Origin of the sequence: Paracnuella aquatica (assembly GCF_003332885.2) — a bacterium.
Classification (GTDB): domain Bacteria; phylum Bacteroidota; class Bacteroidia; order Chitinophagales; family Chitinophagaceae; genus Flavisolibacter; species Flavisolibacter aquaticus.
In genome coordinates this window covers 23,590-44,562 of sequence record NZ_QOWJ01000015.1, presented here as the reverse complement: position 1 = coordinate 44,562, position 20,973 = coordinate 23,590, and the positions used below count along the sequence as shown (strand labels likewise).

Below are 20,973 nucleotides of genomic sequence, written 5' to 3'. Positions count from 1 at the left end.
GTGTTGCTGTAAAGTAATAAATGCTGTGCGCCGAAGCAATCTCCTGCAAACCGGTTTAGTGTATTGCAGGAGGTTGCTTCGGCGCAACAGTTTCATTTTACTACAATGCAACTACGGCGCCTCGCAATGACGAAGCTTTTAATAATCATACAAATCCTTCCCAATCATACAAATCACTGGTTTACTCTTCGTGCAGCGCCACCGCCGGGTAAATAGCCGCAGCCTGTTTGCCCGGATACAGGGCACACACAAACACCAGCAAATAAATAAATACAATCGCCAACAGTATAGCCGCCACATACACCGAAGCAGGCAAGTCAAACACATGCAGCAGCGGGAATTGCACCGCAAAAAAACTACCCACAATCAAGGCCATTGTGGACAGCACCATGGCCTCGCCAATGAGCTGTTTCGATACCGCACTGCCCGATGCACCGATGGCCCTGCGTAGGCCTATTTCGCCGCGGCGTTTATTGATGTTGTACCAAAGCACCCCAAACAATCCCATGGCCACGTTGATGATGAGAAACCCACCCACAATCAGCATAATGATCATGGGCACCAGCGCCAGTTTGTTTTTGGTAATGCGCTTTTTTTCGAGGTGTTCAATCTCGATGCTGGTGCCGGTCATGTTGGAAAGGGTTTTAAACAGCCTGCTTTCAAATGCCGCATCGGCGCCGGGTTGCACTTTTAGCAAAATGGTATTGTTCCAGCGCAGGCCACCGCTATCCATACCGCGGTACACGCCGCTTTCAATGGCCTGGTAGTCGCCGGTTTCTTTCAGGTTTTGCACCACGCCTATTACTTTAAAGCGGTCCTCAAACTGGCCGGTTTTGTAATTTTCTTCACCCAGTGTTTTGCCTAAAGCCGGTTCGCTGCCAAACAATTCTTCCTTTAATTTTTGATTGAGCACTACGGGTCGCAACTTAGCTACATGATCGCCTTTTTGAAACCAGCGGCCTTCAACCATATGTATGCTTAAAACATCTTTGTACGTGGGCTCCACTTCAAAAATATTGGTGTGCACCCGTGGCTTTTGTTGCGAACTTACACTGGTGCCATTGGTGCTCATGGAAAAGGGCACGTTCATGCTGGTGAAGCTCAGTTCTTTTATCTCGGGCATTGATTTGAGGCTGTTGCGCATGGCCTCGGCAAAGAGGTTTACGGAGTCATTGCTTTGCAGGTGCTCGGGCATGGAAAAAGTGGCTACCCACACATCGTTGTAATCGAAGCCTGCCGGCTTTTTGTAGTTCTGGTAAAAATAAACCACCATCGAAAAAACGGCAAACAGCACCAGGAAGGAAACAAACATTTCCGTAATGAGCAGGAAGTTCTGCTTCTTTTTGTTCCAGATCAATTTGAATAAATGCTTGAACATATAAAGAGTTTTGAGGAATGAGGGAGATGGTGAATGGTGAGTCGTGAATGGTGAATTGTGAATCGTCAGACGTGAAAAGTGAAACGTGAAAGATGGCGGATGGCTGATGGCTGATGTGGTGATCGCTGATATGTAATGTGTAGGTTTTCATGTATTCAAATCAGCCATCTTCACATCATCGAACATCAAATTCACCATTCACTATTCACCATTCACGTTTCACGTCCGTCACGCCTTTAGTGCTGCTACCACCTGCAGCCTTGACATGCGCCAGGCAGGATAGACGCCGGACAACAAGCCAAAGACAATACAGGCAATAACGCTATAGAGCAACACCGTGAAGTTGATGGTGAGGTGGATATTGGCGATCATACCCGAGCTGTTGATGTACTGCAACACGAAAAATGAAAGTGCTACACCAATGACGGTACCGATGGCCGTGAGGATTAAATTTTCCACTACAAACTGCCCGATCAATGTACCCGATGATGCGCCAAACGCTTTGCGGACGCCAATTTCAGACGACCGTTCCATGATGCGGCTGATGTTGATGTTGACCAGGTTGAGCGTAGGCAGCAACATGAACAACAACACAAACACCACCAGCACCAGGTACAGCATGCTCATATTCGGGCCGTCCTTTCCACGCAGCGGCGAGGAACGTACAAAGCTTTCCAGGTATTTGTCGGCATGGCTGATCACCTGCTTCATCTCCGCATCGCCGGGCGGTACTTTGGCTACCACGCTGGCATATTCGGCTTTCATCTTCGGCAGGTCGGCTTTGGTACGGCCCATCAACACCGCCATGAACATACCATTGTACGATTTCGTTTTGAGGTTGGTTTTTGAAGCCGTGTATGGCACATACATATCGGCGTAAGAAACGAGCATGGTTACCGGCACGCTTTTTACCACACCCATCACTTTGTATTTTACGTTGTCGGTTTCGATGGTTTTACCCACCACCGATGCAACATCACCAAAGTATTCCTGCTTGGTTTCTTCCGATATAACGGCCACCAGTTCGCTGTTGGCAATTTGTTGCTGGCCGTAAGGTTTTCCTTCCAAAAAATGGAACTGCATAACATCCCAAAACTCGGCGTTGGTCAGCTTCAGGTCAATCACCAGTTTTTTGTTGGCCACATAAGTATTGGTGGGTGTAAACATGGTGCCCAACGCCACTTTCTCCGGCGTTTTAAGTGTACTGATATAAGTGCTGGCATAATGATAACTCATGGGCCCGTTCATCGAATAACCTTTCTCCGGATTTCTCTGTTCCAGCATGTTGATGTACAGCGAGCGGTCGCGATTGGCCTCGGGATAATTGGCGCTAACGGCATTGTCAACAAATGCGGTAGCCACAATCAGAATGGTAAGCGTAAACGCAATACCAAACAGGGAGATGAACGTAAAGAACTTGCGGCGCTTCAATACCGCAATCGCTATTTTAAAATAGTTCTTAAGCATACATTGGTTTTAAAGCGTGATCGTTTACCTGCGAGCCATCAAACAGGCGCACCAGGCGATGCGTTTTTTTGGCCATCGTTTCATCGTGGGTAACCATTACAATGGTGGCGCCGTCCACTTCGTTGAGGTGCAGCAACAACTCCATGATCTCGTTGCCCATGGCACTATCCAGGTTGCCGGTAGGTTCATCAGCAAGGATCAATTCCGGTTTACCCACAATGGCACGGGCAATGGCCACACGTTGTTTTTGCCCACCCGAAAGTTGTGCGGGAAAATGTTTCATGCGGTTGCTCAGGCCCACTTTTACCAGCGCTTCTTTAGCCAGCTCGGTACGTTCTTTTGCAGATATGTTGCGGTACAAAAGGGGGAGTTCCACATTGTCCAAAACCTTCAGGTCGTTAATGAGGTGAAAGCTTTGAAAAATGAACCCGATCTTTTGGTTGCGGAAGCGGGCCAGTGCTTTGTCGGATAGATGCGTGGTTTGCTGTCCATCAATCAGCACTTCGCCGCTGCTGGGTGCATCGAGCAAACCCATGATGTTGAGCAGCGTACTTTTACCGCAGCCCGACGGGCCCATGATGGAAAGAAATTCGCCTTTGGCAATATTCAAATTAATGCCGTTCAGCGCAAGGGTTTCAATGGTATCAGTGCGGTATGTTTTTTCAATTTGTTTTAACTGGATCATTTGGTTGGTTTTAGTTTGGTGAATATTTTATTTGAACCACGGAGACACAAAGGCCACGAAGGAACACGAAGGTTTTTCTTAGTGTTTCTTAGTTTCTTGGTGTCTTCGTGGTTTTACTTATACGCGATCTTTTGCTCGTTTTCAAAATCGTACAGCGACAGGTAACGCAGGCGGTAAAAGGCTTTCCAGTAATCGCGCAGCGCAAAAACATAATCACGCTTGGCCTGGTCCTTTTCCTGGAACGCGATACTCAAATCCGTGATGCTTAAATTGCCCAGCACATACCGGTCTTTGGCAATGGTATACTTTTCCGAGGCAATGCTGTCGGCACGGCGGGCCAGCGCCACCTGGTCTTTCATCATGTCAAACAAGGTCACTTCCGTAACAATTTCCTGTGCAAAATTTTGCTTGTCCTGCTCCACGGCATACTCGGTAAACTTACGGTTTGCTTCCGCTGTTTTGGTGCGTGATTTAGAGCGGCCCCAATCCAGGATTGGAATGTCAAACTCCAGTTGCAGCAGTTGCTGGTCTTTGGGCGACTGGTACATTTTGGTAAACGAGGTAGCGCTTTTTGAATAACCCAATCGTGCAGTCAGCGTAGCGTTGATGCCGTTGTCGCCTTTTGCCTTCGCCACATCGCGGCTGGCTTCCAGTTCGCGGCGCATAAATGCAATGGCATCGGAGCGGTTGGCATAAGCTTCCGACAACACTTTTTCATGCGCAATGCGGATCATCGAAATAGCTTCGGGCACCAACAGTTCAATCTTTGCATCGCCCTGCATGCCGGCAAATGCTTTTAGATTCAGGTTCGCAATTTCAATATCGCGGCGTGCCGTGCCTACGGCTTTTTGTGCTTTCAGTTCTTCCAGTTGCAGCTGCAAAATTTCGTTGCGCGAAATTTTACCCATCTCATATTTCTCGGCTGCAATGCGCATGATGTTTTTGGTGTTGGTAAAATTGGTTTCGGCAATCTGCAGGTTTACCTGCGCCAGCAGTTGATCGAAAAACAAGGTGCTTGCCGACAGTGCAATTTCTTCCATCGACTCAATGAACTGCTGCTTGCTTTCGTTGTACTTCAACGGCTCAATGCGCTGGTCCCATTTCAGTGCATTGAACTTAAAAAGCGGCTGGCTATAACCCAGCCCGTACGGCACACCGTTGTACAAAGTATTCTTGCGATCAAAATCATCAAAGCGCTGAATTTGCGTGGTGCCAAACACGGTACCGCCGGTAGCCGCCAGGCTTTGGCTGAACGATAAATTGAGCGACGAATTATTGTTGTGCACCGGCTGGAAATCGATGGTGCCATTGGGCTGCACCACTGGTATGAATTGCTTGTTGTAGCCCGGTGCATTGCCCTGCAGGGATAGCTGCGGCGCATAGTTGGAGCGAAAGGTGCGGTACTGCCAGTAACGCGTTTCCTTTACCGTTTGCGCCTGCCGCGATGCAATGGATCGCTCCTTTGCCATGGCCACCACTTCCGTAAGCGATACCCTGATGGTATCGGCCTGCTGGGCGTGGCAGCACATAGCACCGAGGAGCAGCATGGTTAGTATTGGTTGTTTCATAAAAAACTAGTTTTTGAGGGCTATTTCTTTAGCATTCTTATAGTCGCTCATATCGGAGGTAATGATCACGTCGCCCTTTTGCACATTGTCTTTCAATTCTACATGATCAAAGTTGATGAGGCCAATATGCACGGTGCGGCGTACCGCTTTGTCTTTTTGCACCACAAACAGGTCCTGCACATTGCTGCCTTTAAATGCAGGCCCGTTGGCCACTTTCAGCACGTTGCTGTGTTTGTCCGTAACCAGGTACACATCCACTTTCATGTTGGGACGGTACAGGCTGTGTTTTTTTTCCGCAAGCTGCACATCAAAAGAAAGAATGCCGTTCTGCACCGAAGGATTGATGTTGACCACCGTACCGCGGAACTGCGTGTCGTTGATCACCACGATGGCTTCCATGCCGTTGGTAAGCTGGCCCATATAGTTGTCCGAAATCGAACCGGTTACCTTAAAGCTTTCGAGGTTGGCAATGCGTACCAGGGGCTCGCCTTCCACCACGCTGGCGCCGATGTTTTTATTTACCCAGGTAATCACACCTGGGCGGCTGGCCGTAACCTGCGCCAGTTGCAGTTTGCGTTGCAGCTCCATCATATCCTGCTGTTGCACCGCTGCGGCCAGCTCCGATTCGCGGATCTCTACCTGCATGGTCCTTTGCTTGGATTTTACTTCGTTCTCGAGCTGCTTTTTTTCCAGCAGTGCTACTTTCAAATTGAGCTCGGCCTGCTCAATGTCCTCGCGGGTGCCGCCGCCTGCCTTGTACAGTCGTTTGGCATCTTCCAGTGCGGCCTGCAGGCTGTTGATGCGCAGTTGTTTGATGTCGTTGTTGGAGCGGATGTCGTAAAAGCTTTTCTCCAGTTCCAGCCGCAGCTTTTGAATGGCGTTGCGCTTCGACTCCAGTGTGTATTTCAATTTTTCGTATTCGGTTTGCGCAGCCGATTTATCGAGCATCAGCACCGGCTGCCCGGCGGCCACGTTGCTGCCTGCATCGATGAGCACTTCCTGGATGGAGGCGTTGATGGCGCTGGACAGCACCTGCTCAAATTCGGGACGCATTTCACCAGAGGCGGAGATGGTATTTTCAATATCGCCCACTTCTACCACCGCGGTGGTGATCTCCGATTTTTTTAAGCTCGAATGAAAGGCAAAACGCAGGGAAAAAACCGCAGCCACCAGTATGGCCAGGGAAAGCAGGACGTAAAGCAGTGTTTTTTTTCTCTTTTGTGCAGTTACTTCTTTGGTAATGACCTTGTCCATGTTGGTTGATTTCGGACTCATTCATTCCAAGGCGGGTGCCAAACTTAAATGCATGAAATTGAACCACTTGCAGCATTTTCATTTTCAAAAACTGTCCGATATCGGACAAAGCGTCCGAACTTGCAAACGGGTGGTGAAGAATTTTTATGTAGCCGGCTGTGGGATTGCTATTGGGCTGTTGTTGCGTCGCACACTTGTACGGTTGGGAAGTCTATTGGGCTGGTATTAGCCGTTGTTGGTGTGATGCGCAGCTTTTGTGCGCTGGCTCACCAAAAATTATTGCCTACACGGTTGTAGGTGCCGCCACTACATAGATGCCAGGCAAACACCAACAACGGTAGTAAGTGGATTTCATCTAGTTGATTGCAATTTGCTATAAATCTTTTTGTAAAAAAAGTTTTCATAAGATCATTAGAAGCTTACATTAGTAAAGTTTTAAAGCAATAATTAAATGGATGGTATTGTTGAATTAATAAACTTACCCTTAGCCAAGATTTGGAACACTCTTGAACAACATGTAAAGCAAACGGTATCAAATCGGCTTCTTGAATATCAGGTGGAAGAATTTGAAAGAAACTATTACACAAAAACTATTATACATAGGATAGAGCCAGTAAAATTAAATGACTTTTATCAACCTTTGTTTCTGCGAAAAAATCACCATCCTAATTCGGCTGAAAAAATCTCTACTGCGACTTGTCAAGATTTATTTGCTAACGGAAGGTTTATCACAATTATAGGCACAGCAGGAAGTGGCAAAAGCACAATTGTTAAACATTTGGTTGTACAAGCAATCGAGTCTGCATATAAAATTCCCATTAAAATCGAACTCAGATACCTAAATAACTATAATGGTAGCTTACACAAGTTTATTGAAGATGAGATTTTTAAGCTTGAACAACTCGCATTTGATCAAAAAATAATTCACCGATTATTACTTAGTGGAAATTTTCTTTTCTTTTTTGACGGTTATGATGAGTTAAATTCAAGTGTGAAAGATCGAATAACAAAAGATATAAATGACTTCACAAAAGTTTATAATAAAAACTGCTTCATTATAACTTCGAGGCCTTATACCAACATCGAACTCCTATCTAAATTTAAGAATTTACAAGTGTGCGAACTAACCGGTGGTGAGATAGAGCAGTTTGTAAGGAAGCAAATTCCACCTCAAGAAAAGGAGATTGCAACAAAAATCATTGAAGCTATAGCATCAGAAAGCAACAAGTCTTACATGTCGTATCTAACCAACCCATTGTTACTTTCGATGTTCATTTTGACCTTTCAAACTTATTCAGACATTCCAATTAAGAAAAGCACTTTCTACAAACAAGTTTTCGATTCTTTATTTTACTTGCATGATAGCATCTCAAAGTTATCTTGGTCTCGCGAAAAAACGTGTGGACTTAACAAAGAGCAGTTTGAACATATTTTAAAGCTTTTTTCTTTCATTACGTATTTCAAAGAGATTTTCGTTTTTAATGAGGGTTTTCTCTATGACATGTTATCTCAGATAAAGGAAAAAAAGAAAACGCTCCAGTTTGATAGTCAAAAATTAGTAAATGATTTACAGGTCGCAATTTGCATTTTAAATAAAGAGGGATTGGATTATGTTTTTCCTCATAGATCACTACAAGAATATTTTGCTTCTTTGTATGTAGTAAGCCTTGAGGAAGGTCACAAAAGAGAAATTTACCAAAAAATATGCAATGAGATATGGGAAAGTGGAAATCGCTTTTTGCCACCTAAAGAAAATTTTTATACTCTATTATTAGAACAAGACCCAATCAATGTAATAAGGTATATTTCGATCCCCTTTATTAAACAAACTTATTCAGAATTACAGGGAAGATGGAAGAAGTCACATTATGAACACATTTACAGTGTATACTTTTTTAGTGTCATTTTCTCCTCGCAATCGAGAAACCTAGAATTAATTTTTGAAAAAATTTCTCTTTTTTACGATGAGCGTCACAAAATTGTAATGGCTGCTCATGCTAGAAATCAGAAGGAGATTAAATTCACACAAGAAGAAAATAAATTAGAGAAAAAGCAATTTGCTGAGTTAAGAAAGGATATTGTACCTCTATTCCCCCGCGTTCTTGAGGAATTAACTAGATATCTAGAGGAGGAAGAAGAGAGTGATTTGAAAATTATTGATATGATTTGATTGCTTATTTTTTTGTCTGAACATTTATCATATACAAGCCGTTGTTGGTGTGATGCGTAATTTTTGTGCACTGGGCCACCAACAACCAGCGCACCAAACTACTTCAAATAACAAATAGCTGCTTCGCTGCGCTCTGCATGACAAACGCTAGTGGAGCAAAAGGCTTCTTTCCAACCACCCTTTAAATCCGCGACGACTACAAAAAAATCCCCCCAATCCCCTCAATCCGGTAATCCGCGGTTATTTTTGCCGCCCTATGTACGACACGCTCAACACCCTGCTATTACCCATCGACAAGCACCGCATTTCGGAAGATATGGGCTACCGCGAAGGCCAGATCGGCCACGCCATACTGGCCCACGAGGAGGAAGGCATCCCTGATATTGAAGCGGCCGATATTGTGATCATCGGCTGCACCGAGCAGCGCGGCGCCGGCCTGCTGCACGAAAGCAGCGCCGCCGATGCTATCCGCAGCGCACTATATAACCTTTATTACTGGCACCACGATATTGTACTGGCCGACCTGGGCAACGTTCGTACCGGCAAATCGAAAACCGATACCTATGCCGCCCTGAAAATGGTGCAGCACGAACTGACCGAGATGGGCAAGCTGGTGGTGATCCTGGGCGGCTCCCACGACCTGACGCTGGCACAATACAACGCCTTTGCCGATAACAAGGAACTGATCGATGCCGTTGGTGTGGATGCCGTGGTGGATATTCATATCGGGTCGCCGCTCAAGTCGGAGTCGTTTCTTATGGACCTGCTCACCGCCGACCCAAACTACATGAACCATTACAGCCACATCGGGTTTCAAAGTTATTTTGTACACCCCCGCCTGCTGGAAACAATGGACAAGTTGCGCTTCGATTGTTTCCGCGTGGGCAAGGTGCGGGAACAGATAGAAGAAATGGAACCGGTGGTGCGCAATGCCCACCTGTTTACCTTCGACATCAGCGCCATTGCACATGCTTATGCACCTGCCAACACCGTTACGCCCAACGGCCTTACCGGCGAGGACGCCTGTATACTGATGCAGTACGCCGGCATGAGCACCCATATGCGCAGCATTGGCCTCTATGGCTACCGCCCCGAGCACGATAAGGAAAGCCTTACCGCCAAACAACTGGCGCAAATGATCTGGTACCTCATCGACGGCCGCAGCCGCGGCCTCCGCGAAGCGCATATTGATGAACGTGAGTCGTTCAATGAATATCACGTTACCTTTTCCGATAACGACACCTTGTTTTTGCAAAGCAAACGCACCGGCCGCTGGTGGATGCAACTGCCCGATGGCAAGTTCATCGCCTGCTCTTTCCGCGATTACCAGGTGGCCGCGGCCAATGAATACCCGGAGCGGTGGCTGAGGTTCCAGGAACGGAGTTAAGAACTGGGATTGGAGAGGATTTTTGAGGAGGTTTGATATGATTATAGCCACAAGGAATTTGGGTTCCTTGTGGCTTTTTTTGTTGGTGATCTGCTTTGGATTTTAAGAAGGTTTTTCTTTGATGGTAAGTTCTTGCTTTTTGTGCTGGGTCTTTGCTTGTCATGCTGAGCGCAGCGAAGCATCTGAGTGTGGTAGCTGAACGCTTTGTTGCAAAAGAGGCAGCATCATTTGTATTGCTATGATTGTAATGGTGCAGGCTTAGATCCTTCGCTGTGCTCAGGATGACAAAGCAAAAAGCGTGATGGGTGGGTAAGAATATTGAAAGGAAAGCGCACAATAACTACAGGGGTGTAGGTTGCTTTTTATCGTTAGTGTCTGTCATGCCGAACTTGTTTCGGCATCTCCTTTTCGTTTTTATAAACCCTGCGAGGTGCAGGGGATGCCGAAACAAGTTCGGCATGACAGCTAATGAAAGGAAATGTTTTACTACAGGTGCATGGGTAAAGCTCAATAGAAATACAGAACGTACAAGTGTGCGATCCTGAAACAAGTTCAGGACAGGCTGCACAGCAGTTCAATAGCATTACAGCAGCCGGTTACACCAATAAACAAATAAAAAAAGGGAGTGGCAGAATCACCTGCCACTCCCTTTTCCAAACTAATCTTTTACAATCCAAAAAATCCTAGTTCTACTACCAGATCCTAATCCGCTTTTCCGGCGCTACGTACATCTTGTCGCCGGGCTGAATGCCAAATGCTTCGTACCAGGCGTCGATGTTTACAACAGGGCCGTTGGCACGGTGCATGCCGGGTGCATGCGAATCGGTGAGGATCAGTTGCGCCTGTGTTTCGGGCAGGGCGTTGTTGCGCCAAACCTGCGCCCAGTTGAGGAAAAAGCGTTGTGCCGGCGTAAAGCCGTCGATCATTTTGCCTTCTTTGAATTGCTTGGTTTTGGTAAACGCTTCGTAGGCCATGTTGAGGCCGCCGAGGTCGGCAATGTTTTCGCCGAGGGTGAGGCGTCCGTTTACATGAATGGTATCGAGCACGGTCAGCGCATTGTACTGTTCCACCACGCGGTTGGCCAGGCCTTTAAACTTCGCTTCGTCATCTTTGGTCCACCAGTTTTTCAGGTTGCCGTCGGCGGCGTACTGGGCGCCGTTATCATCAAAGCCATGCGTAATTTCATGACCAATCACTGCACCAATACCGCCATAGTTGATGGCATCGTCGGCGCCAAAATCAAAGAACGGAAACTGCAAAATACCCGCAGGAAACGCGATCTCGTTGTTCGATGGGCTGTAGTAGGCGTTGATGGTGGGCGGCGTCATGCCCCAGCGGGTTTTGTCCACGGGTTTGCCGTAACGGGTCACCATATCGTTGTAGGCCCACTGGCTTGCCCGGCGCATGTTGCCCACAAAATCGGCGCGGTCAATTTTAATGGACGAATAGTCTTTCCACACATCTGGGTAGCCGATCTTTTTGGTAAATGCATTGAGCTTTTCCAGCGCTTTTACCTTGGTCTCGTCGCTCATCCAGTCGAGGCGCTGAATGCGGCCGGCAAAAGTGGTTTCCAGGTTTTTCACCAGCTCCTGCATGCGGGCTTTTGCCTCGGGTTTAAAGTATTTGCTTACATACAATTGACCCAGCAGGTCGCCCAGTTGGTTATCGATCAGCGACGAGGTGAACTGCCAGCGGGGCGTCAGTTCTTTCTGGCCGGTCAGCACCTGCGTCATGGCAAAGTTCTGCTGCACAAAAGGTTTGCTCAGGTACGCCGCGCTGTTATCGAGCAGGCGCCATTTCAGGTAAGTTTTCCAATCGGCAAGCGGCACTGCGGTAAGCAGTACATCCACGGTTTTAAAAAACGCTGGGTTGTTCACGATCACGCTATCGGCGCCGGTAAGTTTGAGGTTATTCAGCATGGTGCTCCAATCGATGGAAGGCGTTGTTGCGCTGAAGTCTTTTACCGCAAACTTGTTGTAGGTTTTGTAGGGGTCGCGCATTTCGGTGCGGCTCATCTGGGCTTTTGCCAGGGCCGTTTCAATACGCAATACTGCTTCGGCATGGGCCTGCGCAGTGGCAGCATCTTCGCCAATGAGGGCAAACATTTTGTTCAAATGCTGTGCATACGCATTGCGGATGGCGGTGCTACGGCTGTCCCCCTTCAGGTAATAATCGCGGTCGGGCAGCGTGGTACCGCCTTGCGACAATTGCGGAATGTATTGGATAACGGCCTTACGGTCCTGCGTTACAAAAAAGCCGAACAGCGCACTGCTGCTGCCTTGTGTGCGGGCAAAGGCAATTTCGTTGAGCAAACCTGCTACGTCTTTGATGGCATCAATGCGCTGGAGGTCGGCGGCAATGGGGGTAAAACCCTTGGCATCGATGGCGGCGGTGTCCATACCACTGAGGTAAAAATCGCCGATCTGCTGCATCTTCGGATCGGTAGCCCCTTTTTTGGAAGCCTCGGTAAGCAGCGCCTGCAGGCGCTTGGAGCTTTCTTCACGCAGCACATCAAACGAGCCCCAGCGGGTTTTGGAACCGGGCACCGGGTTGCTTTTTAGCCACGAGCCATTGGCATATAGGTAAAAATTTTCACCCGGTTTTACCGACAGGTCCATATTGGCTTTGTCGATGTACTTGGGTTTCTTATCGCCGGGTGGGGTAAAAGCCACCAGGCCGGCCACGGCAATGCCGGCGGCAAGGGTTGTTGTAAGTTTTCTCATGGTTGAACCTCTGTTTAAGGAGGTGCTAATTTACCGAACATTGGTGGAAGACATCATACCTGAATGGTGGTTTTAACGCCTCTTAAAGGCGGCGTGATGCCGGTGTTAAAAGTTCAGACCAGTTTAAAAAATCATGATACGCACAGCGCCATTGCACACCGGCTGCATATACGAATAGCGCAGCAGTAAGGTGTTTGCTTAGTACTGTTATTACACCAACAATTTGCCGCGAAAAGCCCTGGCCGCATAATAAGACGAAGCGCCATTGTGGTAGGTAAATACGGTGCCGTAGCGGTAATCGCAAAACAGGGCGCCGCCTAGATCGCGGATAACATCGGGTGTGCTAATCCAGCTGGAAGTTTTGGTATCGAAGGGACCAAATTGCTGCAGCGCCCGGTAGGCCGCTTCATTTAGCAGTTCAATGCCCATGGCTGCGGCCGTGTCCACCACATTGCCTGCAGGGCGGGCTTCTTTCCTGGCCTCCCAGGCTTCATGGTCGTAGCACAGGCTGCGGCGACCTTTGGGACTTTCGGCGGCGCAGTCGCAAAAAATATAGGCGCCGGTTGCTGCATCCTGGCCAATTACGTCGGGCTCACCGCCGGTTTCTTCCATCTCGTTGAGCGACCAAAGTTTTGCGGCAGCTCCTTGAAGGCGTTGCAGTACATCCGCCCATTTGAGGCCTGCATGGCGATGCATGTTTTGTTCAAAACGTTTTTGCAATATTTGCAGCAATGCTTGTTCCTGCGCAGCGGGTAAACTGCTTTTACTTTCTTTTTTGGCCATGGGCAAATGTATATTCCAGCATTCAATTAAGCGCACTGTTTACAGCTAACCTGCTGATTGTTTTTTATTAAATAAAAGGGATGTTAGCATGCGTTGGTTCGTTGATTAGGCTGCCGCATTTGCTTAGTCTTGGAACCCATCAAAACATACAACCAAGCAGCCGCAATAGGGAGCAAAAGCAGCAAATCGTTTTGCGAAAAACTGACAGTAGCACCGGCGACAAAACGATTTGCCTGCAAGAGATAGTGTATCACATAAAAAGCAGCTTTGCTGCAGTTGTTACAACCTTGCCTTCACAGGCGCTTTTGGTGCCGGTGCTTTTTTCGGTGGATTCTTTTTGAGTTCGTCCATTACAACCTGTATGGCCTTTTCCAGTTGAGGATCACGGCCCGCAATCACATCGGCAGGCCACTGCTCTACTTCGATGTCGGGAGGGGTGCCTACGTTTTCGATGCCAAAGCCATTTTCATCAAAAAATGCCAGGTTGGGTGCCGTTACCTCGCCACCATCAATAAACTCGGGGAAACCCAAAATACCCACCAATCCGCCCCAGGTGGTTTTGCCTACCAGCGTGCCCAGTTTGGCCTGCCGAAAGAGGAACGGCAGGTAGTCGCCGCCCGAGCCGGCCGATTCATCAATCAGCATCACCTTGGGCCCTTGTATGGATGCATTGGGCGCCTTTTGATCTTTACCATGCCGGTAGCGCCAGTACGACTGCACCGGCCGCTTGAGCAGGTCGATATAATAATCGGCTAACTGCCCGCCGCCGTTAAACCGTTCGTCAACAATGATAGCAGCCCTGTTGGCCTGCGGGAAAAAGTACCGTTTAAAATACTCATGCCCCTGCGTGGTGGTATTGGGCACATACACATAAGCTACCTGCCCATTGGTAGCCTCCGATACCTTGCGCATGTTTCCTTCCACCCAGTCGCGGTTGCGCAGGGCCACTTCGCTGGCCACCGGCACCACTTTTACGGTGCGTGTGTTGGCGCCGCTGGCATCAGTAGCTACGGTCATGGTCACGATTTTTTCGGCCGTGTTTTCAAAATAGCTGTAGAAATTTTTATCGGCCGTAACATCGGCGCCATTTACTTTTAAAATAAAATCGCCTACCCGCACATCCACACCGGGTTCGGTAAGCGGCGATCGTAGGTCGGGCGTCCAGTTGAGCCCGCCATAAATCTTTTTGATGCGGTATCGGTTGTTGACCGTTTCATAATCGGCGCCCAGCAACCCACCGGGCACTACCTGCGGGCTGGAACGCCTGTCGCCGAGGGACGCAAAGCGGTGGTGCCCTACCCCCAGTTCGCTGAACATCCATTGCATCACTCGGTACAGGTCGTCGGTGCTGGCCACATCGGGCAAAAGGGCTTCGTATTTCTTTTTCATGGCCGCCCAGTTTACACCATGCATATTGGGGTCGTAAAAATAATCGCGGTTGACCCGCCAGGCTTCGTTGAAGATGTTGCGCCACTCTTCCTTGGGGACCATCTTTACCTGTATGGCAGCCGTATTGATCATCGACTCCGGCGTGGGCTTTTGGCCGGTCGCTGCAATGCCCCATTTTCCTTTTGTAATAAACACTGTTTTTTCGCCTTTGGCCGCAATGCTGTAGCCGTCGGCCGGCATGATGGGTTCTTCTTTCCGCTTTTTCAAACTGTACATGTGGAGCATGGTTGGCGTTGCATCGTGGGGCGTCGCACTCAAGTAAAACAGCTCACCTTCTTTTACCACCGAAAGCGACCGGTAACGGCCCCGTGCAAGTGGCAGCGGCACAATACGCGACTGAATGCCCTCCCAATCGATTCTTACCCGGGTGCGGCTGGAGTCGGCCTTGTATGGTGCTTTGCTGCCGGCACTATCGCTGGTGAGTTCCACCTCGTTTTCTTTGGCAAAAGGCGAAGGCACTGATTTTTGCAAGGTTACCAGGTAAATGGAATTGGTAGCTTCCATGTCCTGGCTCGACTGGTCAAACCAGTTAACCACGGGGCCCGCATCGGTACTGGCCAAGAGGTAAATGTATTTACCCGAAGGATCAAAAGTAGGCTCGGTTACATCCGAAAGGGCATCGGTAAGCGCATAGGATTTGGCTTCCGGGATAGAATAGATCCATGCCCGCTGAAAATTGGTTTCGGAAATGGTAGTGTAGGCAATGAGGTTGCCATCCGACGACCAACTGCCAAACAAATCGCGGTACGGACCGGGTACATAGTTTATATCTTCTGCGATCTTCGTGGTTTTTCCGCTTGCCACATCGGCCACATACAAGCCGCGGGCATTATCCACAAACGTTAGTTTTTTGCTATCGGGCGACCAGTGAATACGGGCATAAAATCCCGAGCCAGCCAATTGAATAACTTTTGGTTCACCAGTGCCGTCACCATTTTTTATGTGCAATGCATATTCGCCCGAGGCATCGCTAAAGTAAGCAATTGATTTTCCGTTGGGCGACCAGGCCGGTTCTTTTTCATGCACCCCCGGTGTGTTGGTCAGGTTGAACACATCGCCTTTTTGCGCCGGCAGTGTAATGATATCGCCACGATAATCCATCACCACCCGGGCACCCGACGGCGAGATGTCGCCACCACGGATGTACTGGTCGCCGCGAACATAGCGGGGCCGGTGATCGAGCAGGTCGGCGGCAATACCCACTTTAATTTTAGCAGTATTGTTTGTTGCGGTATTCAAAACATGCAGGTATCCGCCCTGCGCAAAAATGATGGCATCCTTCGTTCCTTCGAGGCTGGAAACAGGGAAGTCGGTGCCTTTTGTCAGTTGCGTTACTGTTTTGCCCGCCACATCATAGCTGTACACATTGAACTCGCCATTGCGGTCGCTGCGGAAATATACCTTAGCCCCCTTCCATACTGGTTTGGAATCGTTGCTGCCACCTTTGGGTTTGGGAATTTCGGTGACGCCATATGTTTTTGTATCGTATAGCCAAATGCGGCTCATAGTGCCGCCGCGGTAACCTTTCCATTGGTTGAATGCATCGGGAATGGTGGTGTAGGCAATACTGGCCCCATCAGGGCTGTACGAAGCCCAGAACGCATTGGGTATCGGCAGTTGCCGCTCGGCACCCGAAGCGATATCTACGGTAAACAACTGGTAAAACCGGCTGGTAAAACTATTGCGCTGCGATGCAAACAGCACCTTTTTTCCATCGGGTGAAAAGTCGCGGACCAGGTCGGCACCAGGATGCCAGGTGAGGCGCTGGGGCACGCCGCCGGCTGCCGGCACCACAAAAACATCCATGTTGCCATCGTAGTGGGCCGTAAAAGCAATGGTGCTGCCATCGGGTGAAAACACGGGGTTTGATTCGGAGCCTTCGCTCACCGTTAGCCTCCGGGGATAAGAGCCATCTCTATTAGCCACCCATAGGTCTTCGGCATAAATAAAAGCGATCTGGTCTTTACTGATGGCCGGTTGCCACAGCAGGCGGGTATCGGTTGTGTTTTGTGCCGATGCACCTACAGATAAAATGAGGAACAATACAGCAGTAAGGAAACAACGATGTTGTAGCATATTACAAAAGCATTAAATAGGAAGAAGAAAAACCGGATGGCTGTTGTGTAGCCGGTTGTTACAAAAGCTTGGGTTGGCTACACCAGTAATTTGGGTAGCTTGTTAATAGTGCAGGGTTAATGTACAAAAGCAAAATGGAAAATTATAGTGGGGTGCTTTGCTTTTATAGGTGTGGTTTTTAATGACGGACCAGTGCATTAGTATTTGGGTAAAAAGCTGGCAGCGGAAACTGTTTAAAACCGCAAAAGAGGTTTGTTATAGTGCTGCACCATCAGTTTATGGTGATGCTTTGAATAATTCCTTCCACTTCAGCCAAGGTATTTTTATCCTGCTCATGTTTCTTGTTGGTGGTAAATGAGCAGATAAACATGTTGTTGTTTTTGCCAAAAATCCAATAATATATTGGCATCATTACACCATCTTCCTCTACTTCTGTTTTATAAAATGTGCCATCAAATGCACCCACTTTTATCTTAGATGCACCCTTATTTTCCTGCATTTCTTGCGAGATAAATTCGCTAGTTGCGTCCTCGTTTGCCTTGTTTTCCCAATGCAGTGTTGTGATCCGCAAGTTGCCTGTCCACGTTGTTGCGTTATAAAATGCGTAGGTACCATCGTTTCCATCATCGTACTCGCTCCAACCGACAGGAAGGGCCAAACTATACCATCCATCATTCGATGTAAATCTTTTTGTATTCACTTGGCAACTTGATATAAACGTTATCGCCATTATGAGATAAATAAACCTTAAACGCATGTAATTGAATTGTTTTAAAAATACGACCGTATCCTTTTCATCAACCCTTTGCTTAACATTCAAATCAAGTTACAACGACAATCATCCTTTCAATTGTTACTCAACAAAAAAGCCTGCAACAGTACTGTTGCAGGCTTTGTATTTCGGTGCGGCATTTTTGTCAAAATGCCATTGGTTACAGCGTTCGTTTTACTTCTTCGATCTCGTAGGCTTCTACAATGTCGCCCACTTTCAGATCGGCAAAGTTTTTCACGGTCAAACCGCATTCCATGCCCGAAGGAACATCTTTTACGTCGTCCTTGTAGCGTTTCAGCGAACCCAGTTCGGCCTGCGAGTTTTCGCCTTTCGGGAACTCCACAATACCGTCGCGGATCACGCGGATCTTGTTGTTGCGGGCAATTTTGCCATCCAGCACGTAGCAACCGGCAACCGTAACCTTGTCGAAGCGGTACACTTCGCGTACCTCCACGTTGGCCACGATCTTTTCCTGAACCTTCGGCTCCAACATACCTTCCATGGCGCTCTTGATCTCGTCGATCACCTGGTAGATGATGGAGTAGGTTTTGATCTGGATACCGGCACCTTCGGCCAGGCGGTTGGCCTGCATCGAAGGGCGTACGTTAAAGCCGATGATCACCGCGTCGGATGCTTCAGCAAGCACCACGTCGCTTTCGTTGATCTGGCCCACGCCTTTGTGGATCACGCTTACAACAATTTCTTCTGTAGAAAGCTTTTGCAGCGAATCCGACAGGGCTTCTACCGAACCGTCCACGTCACCTTTGATGATCACTTTCAGTTCTTTAAAGTTGCCCAGTGCCAAACGACGTCCGATCTCATCCAGCGTAATATGCTTCTTGGCACGCATGCCCTGTTCGCGCAGGATCTGGGCACGTTTGTTGGCCACTTCTTTTGCTTCACTTTCGTCCTGGTACACGCGGAACTTTTCACCAGCCTGCGGCGCACCGTTCAGGCCCAGGATCAGTACCGGCGTAGACGGACCGGCTTTGTCCACACGCTTGTTGCGTTCGTTGAACATTGCTTTTACGCGGCCAAAATGCTGACCCGACACCACGATGTCGCCGTTTTTGAGCGTTCCGTTCTGCACCAGGATGGTGGCAACATAACCACGGCCTTTGTCCAGCGTTGCTTCTACAATTACACCGCTTGCTTCGCGGTCGGCGTTTGCTTTCAGGTCCAGTAGTTCGGCTTCCAGCAGGATCTTTTCCAGCAGCAGGTCGATGTTCAGGCCCTTTTTGGCCGACAACTCCTGGCTTTGGAATTTACCACCCCACTCTTCCACCAGCAGGTTCATACCGGCCAGTTGTTCGTAGATTTTTTGCGGGTTGGCGCCGTCCTTATCTATTTTGTTTACAGCAAAAATCATCGGTACGCCTGCCGCCTGTGCGTGGCTGATGGCTTCCCGTGTCTGAGGCATCACCGCATCGTCGGCCGCTACTACAATTACCGCAATATCGGTAAGCTTGGCACCACGGGCACGCATGGCCGTAAAGGCTTCGTGACCAGGAGTATCTAGGAAAGTAATGTCCTTACCGTTGGGCAGGTTTACCTGGTAGGCACCAATGTGCTGGGTAATGCCACCCGCCTCACCAGCTACTACCGTGGCGCTGCGGATATAGTCAAGGAGCGATGTTTTACCGTGATCGACGTGACCCATGATGGTAACAATGGGCGAACGGGGCTGCTTATCTTCTTCACTGTCGGCTTCTTCTTCCTCGTCCATTTCCAATTGCTTTTCCATGTCGATGAATTCAACATCGTAGCCAAATTCGGAAGAAACGAGTTCGATTACTTCGGCGTCGAGGCGCTGGTTGATGGACACCATGATGCCCAGTCCCATACACTTCGAGATTACTTCGGCAAAGGAAACATCCATCAGGTTGGCCAGCTCGCTTACCGAGATAAATTCGGTAACCTGCAGTTTGTTGTCGCCTTCGTGTTGGGCATCGGCCATTTCCTGGCGGCGTTCGCGGCGCAGTTTGGCTTTTACGTTGCGGCCACCACGACCCGACCCGCCCGAAAGCTTGGCCTGCGTTTCCTGTATTTTCCGTTGAATTTCTTTTTCGTCGATCTGCTTGTCCTCGCGGGGCTGAAAACGGCCACCACCGCCTTGCTGGCGGTTTTTAGCCAGATTGGGCGTAAAGCGTCCGCCGCCGCCCTGTCCGGGTTGTGGCGTTGGGCGTGAGCCACCGCCTTGTCCCTGCTGTGCGCCACCTTGCTGGGCACCGCCGCGCTGGGGGGCAGTTGTATCCCGCTTTTCGATAGGAATGCGTTTGCGTTTGCGCTTTTCATCAGCTGGGCGAGGACGGGTATCGTTTTCCACCGGCAGTTGGATCTTACCCAAAATTTTGGGTCCGGTCAGCCTTTCGGCCTGTATGTTTTCAATCACCGGGGGTGCTTCGTTTTCGTCAACAGGGGTAGGTGTTTCGGCTTGTGCTTCCACTACCGGTGCCTCAATGGTTTCCACAACCGGCGTTTCGGCTGGCGCTGCGGGCACCTCGGGCTGCGGCTCGGGTTGTTGGGGTGCTGCGGCCACTACAGGCTCGGCCTCCACTTCTGGTGCAGGTGCCTGTACCTGTGGTGCTTCGACAGGAGCCGGGGCGGCTTGTTTTTTCTCAATCGTCTTTTTCGGACGGGTAGAGGAATCAATTGCCGACAGGTCAATCTTATCGAGAATCTTAGGCCCGAATGTGGGCGTTTTGGCTACTTCGGGTTCGGCCACGGGCTGAACCGGGGGTTCTTCCACCGGAGGCTCGGGCTGCGGTGCCGGCGGCTCGGGGGCCACTTCGGGCACTTCAATACGCTCCGGCTCGGGCTGGGGCGCAGGTGCAGGCTGAGGCGCCGGCGCCGGGGGTTCGGCGGCAGGGGCCGGTGCAGGTGCTGCAGGCGCTTCTTCTTTTTTAGCTACTACTTTAGGCGCTTCTTTTTCCTTGCGGAAATGCAGTTCCTCTTCTTCTTTTTTGCGCTTTGCTTCGCCTGTAGCGCCTTTAGGCAGGTCAATCTGTTCGCTTTTTAATTTAGCAACCTTGTCGCCCTGAAACGCATTCTGCAAAGCACGGTACATATCTTCCGTAAGCTTTGAAGTCGGCTTCAGATCGTCTTTGTTAAATCCTTTGTCTACCAAAAAGTCCACAAGGGTGTCTTTACCGATGTTGAACTCTTTGGCCGCGGCCATTAACCTTGGTGTTGTTGTTTCTGCCATAATTGCCTCCCCCTTTCCTTCCCTACTGGAAGGCGGGGTTATAATGTTAACGTTGT

General features: G+C 49.1%; 12 protein-coding genes. 2 read left to right on the top strand and 10 right to left on the bottom strand.

Annotation, left to right across the window (positions count from 1 at the left end; translation table 11 throughout):
* Nucleotides 1-181: 181 nt before the first annotated feature.
* The 5 genes from DRJ53_RS17485 to DRJ53_RS17465 form a co-directional block, all read right to left on the bottom strand.
* Nucleotides 182-1,378 (bottom strand): ABC transporter permease, encoded by a 1,197-nt coding sequence (locus DRJ53_RS17485; protein ID WP_114236960.1) that lies wholly within the window; start codon nucleotides 1,376-1,378, stop codon nucleotides 182-184.
* 228 nt (nucleotides 1,379-1,606) lie between these two features.
* On the bottom strand, nucleotides 1,607-2,845 hold the full coding sequence (locus DRJ53_RS17480; protein WP_114236959.1) for an ABC transporter permease: 1,239 nt from the start codon (nucleotides 2,843-2,845) through the stop codon (nucleotides 1,607-1,609).
* The gene (locus DRJ53_RS17475) at nucleotides 2,838-3,530 is read right to left on the bottom strand and encodes an ABC transporter ATP-binding protein (RefSeq protein WP_114236958.1); all 693 of its coding nucleotides are present in this window, start codon (nucleotides 3,528-3,530) and stop codon (nucleotides 2,838-2,840) included. The genes DRJ53_RS17480 and DRJ53_RS17475 overlap by 8 nt, the downstream gene beginning before the upstream one ends.
* Before the next feature lie 113 nt (nucleotides 3,531-3,643).
* Nucleotides 3,644-5,098 (bottom strand): TolC family protein, encoded by a 1,455-nt coding sequence (locus DRJ53_RS17470; protein WP_114236957.1) that lies wholly within the window; start codon nucleotides 5,096-5,098, stop codon nucleotides 3,644-3,646.
* Nucleotides 5,099-5,104: 6 nt separating this feature from the next.
* Complete coding sequence (locus DRJ53_RS17465; RefSeq protein ID WP_114236956.1) at nucleotides 5,105-6,352, bottom strand: efflux RND transporter periplasmic adaptor subunit; 1,248 nt, start codon at nucleotides 6,350-6,352, stop codon at nucleotides 5,105-5,107.
* A gap of 451 nt (nucleotides 6,353-6,803) precedes the next feature.
* Between DRJ53_RS17465 and DRJ53_RS17455 the strand changes: the two genes are divergently transcribed.
* Together DRJ53_RS17455 and DRJ53_RS17450 are read left to right on the top strand one after the other, a co-directional pair.
* Nucleotides 6,804-8,522, top strand: coding sequence for an NACHT domain-containing protein (locus tag DRJ53_RS17455; protein ID WP_114236954.1), 1,719 nt, complete (start codon nucleotides 6,804-6,806; stop codon nucleotides 8,520-8,522).
* Between the two features lie 256 nt (nucleotides 8,523-8,778).
* Nucleotides 8,779-9,909 carry a formimidoylglutamase gene (locus tag DRJ53_RS17450; RefSeq protein WP_114236953.1) on the top strand — a complete coding sequence of 377 codons (1,131 nt, stop codon included), beginning with the start codon at nucleotides 8,779-8,781 and terminating at the stop codon, nucleotides 9,907-9,909.
* Between the two features lie 692 nt (nucleotides 9,910-10,601).
* Here DRJ53_RS17450 and DRJ53_RS17445 read toward each other — a convergent pair.
* The 5 genes from DRJ53_RS17445 to infB form a co-directional block, all read right to left on the bottom strand.
* Nucleotides 10,602-12,632 (bottom strand): M13 family metallopeptidase, encoded by a 2,031-nt coding sequence (locus DRJ53_RS17445; RefSeq protein ID WP_114236952.1) that lies wholly within the window; start codon nucleotides 12,630-12,632, stop codon nucleotides 10,602-10,604.
* Nucleotides 12,633-12,842: 210 nt separating this feature from the next.
* On the bottom strand, nucleotides 12,843-13,415 hold the full coding sequence (locus DRJ53_RS17440; protein WP_114236951.1) for a DUF4256 domain-containing protein: 573 nt from the start codon (nucleotides 13,413-13,415) through the stop codon (nucleotides 12,843-12,845).
* A gap of 279 nt (nucleotides 13,416-13,694) precedes the next feature.
* Nucleotides 13,695-16,940 (bottom strand): S41 family peptidase, encoded by a 3,246-nt coding sequence (locus DRJ53_RS17435; RefSeq protein ID WP_114236950.1) that lies wholly within the window; start codon nucleotides 16,938-16,940, stop codon nucleotides 13,695-13,697.
* A 271-nt stretch (nucleotides 16,941-17,211) separates the two neighbouring features.
* Complete coding sequence (locus tag DRJ53_RS17430) at nucleotides 17,212-17,697, bottom strand: DUF3805 domain-containing protein (protein WP_114236949.1); 486 nt, start codon at nucleotides 17,695-17,697, stop codon at nucleotides 17,212-17,214.
* Between the two features lie 175 nt (nucleotides 17,698-17,872).
* Complete coding sequence (gene infB / locus DRJ53_RS17425; RefSeq protein ID WP_241558598.1) at nucleotides 17,873-20,890, bottom strand: translation initiation factor IF-2; 3,018 nt, start codon at nucleotides 20,888-20,890, stop codon at nucleotides 17,873-17,875.
* Nucleotides 20,891-20,973 lie beyond the last annotated feature (83 nt).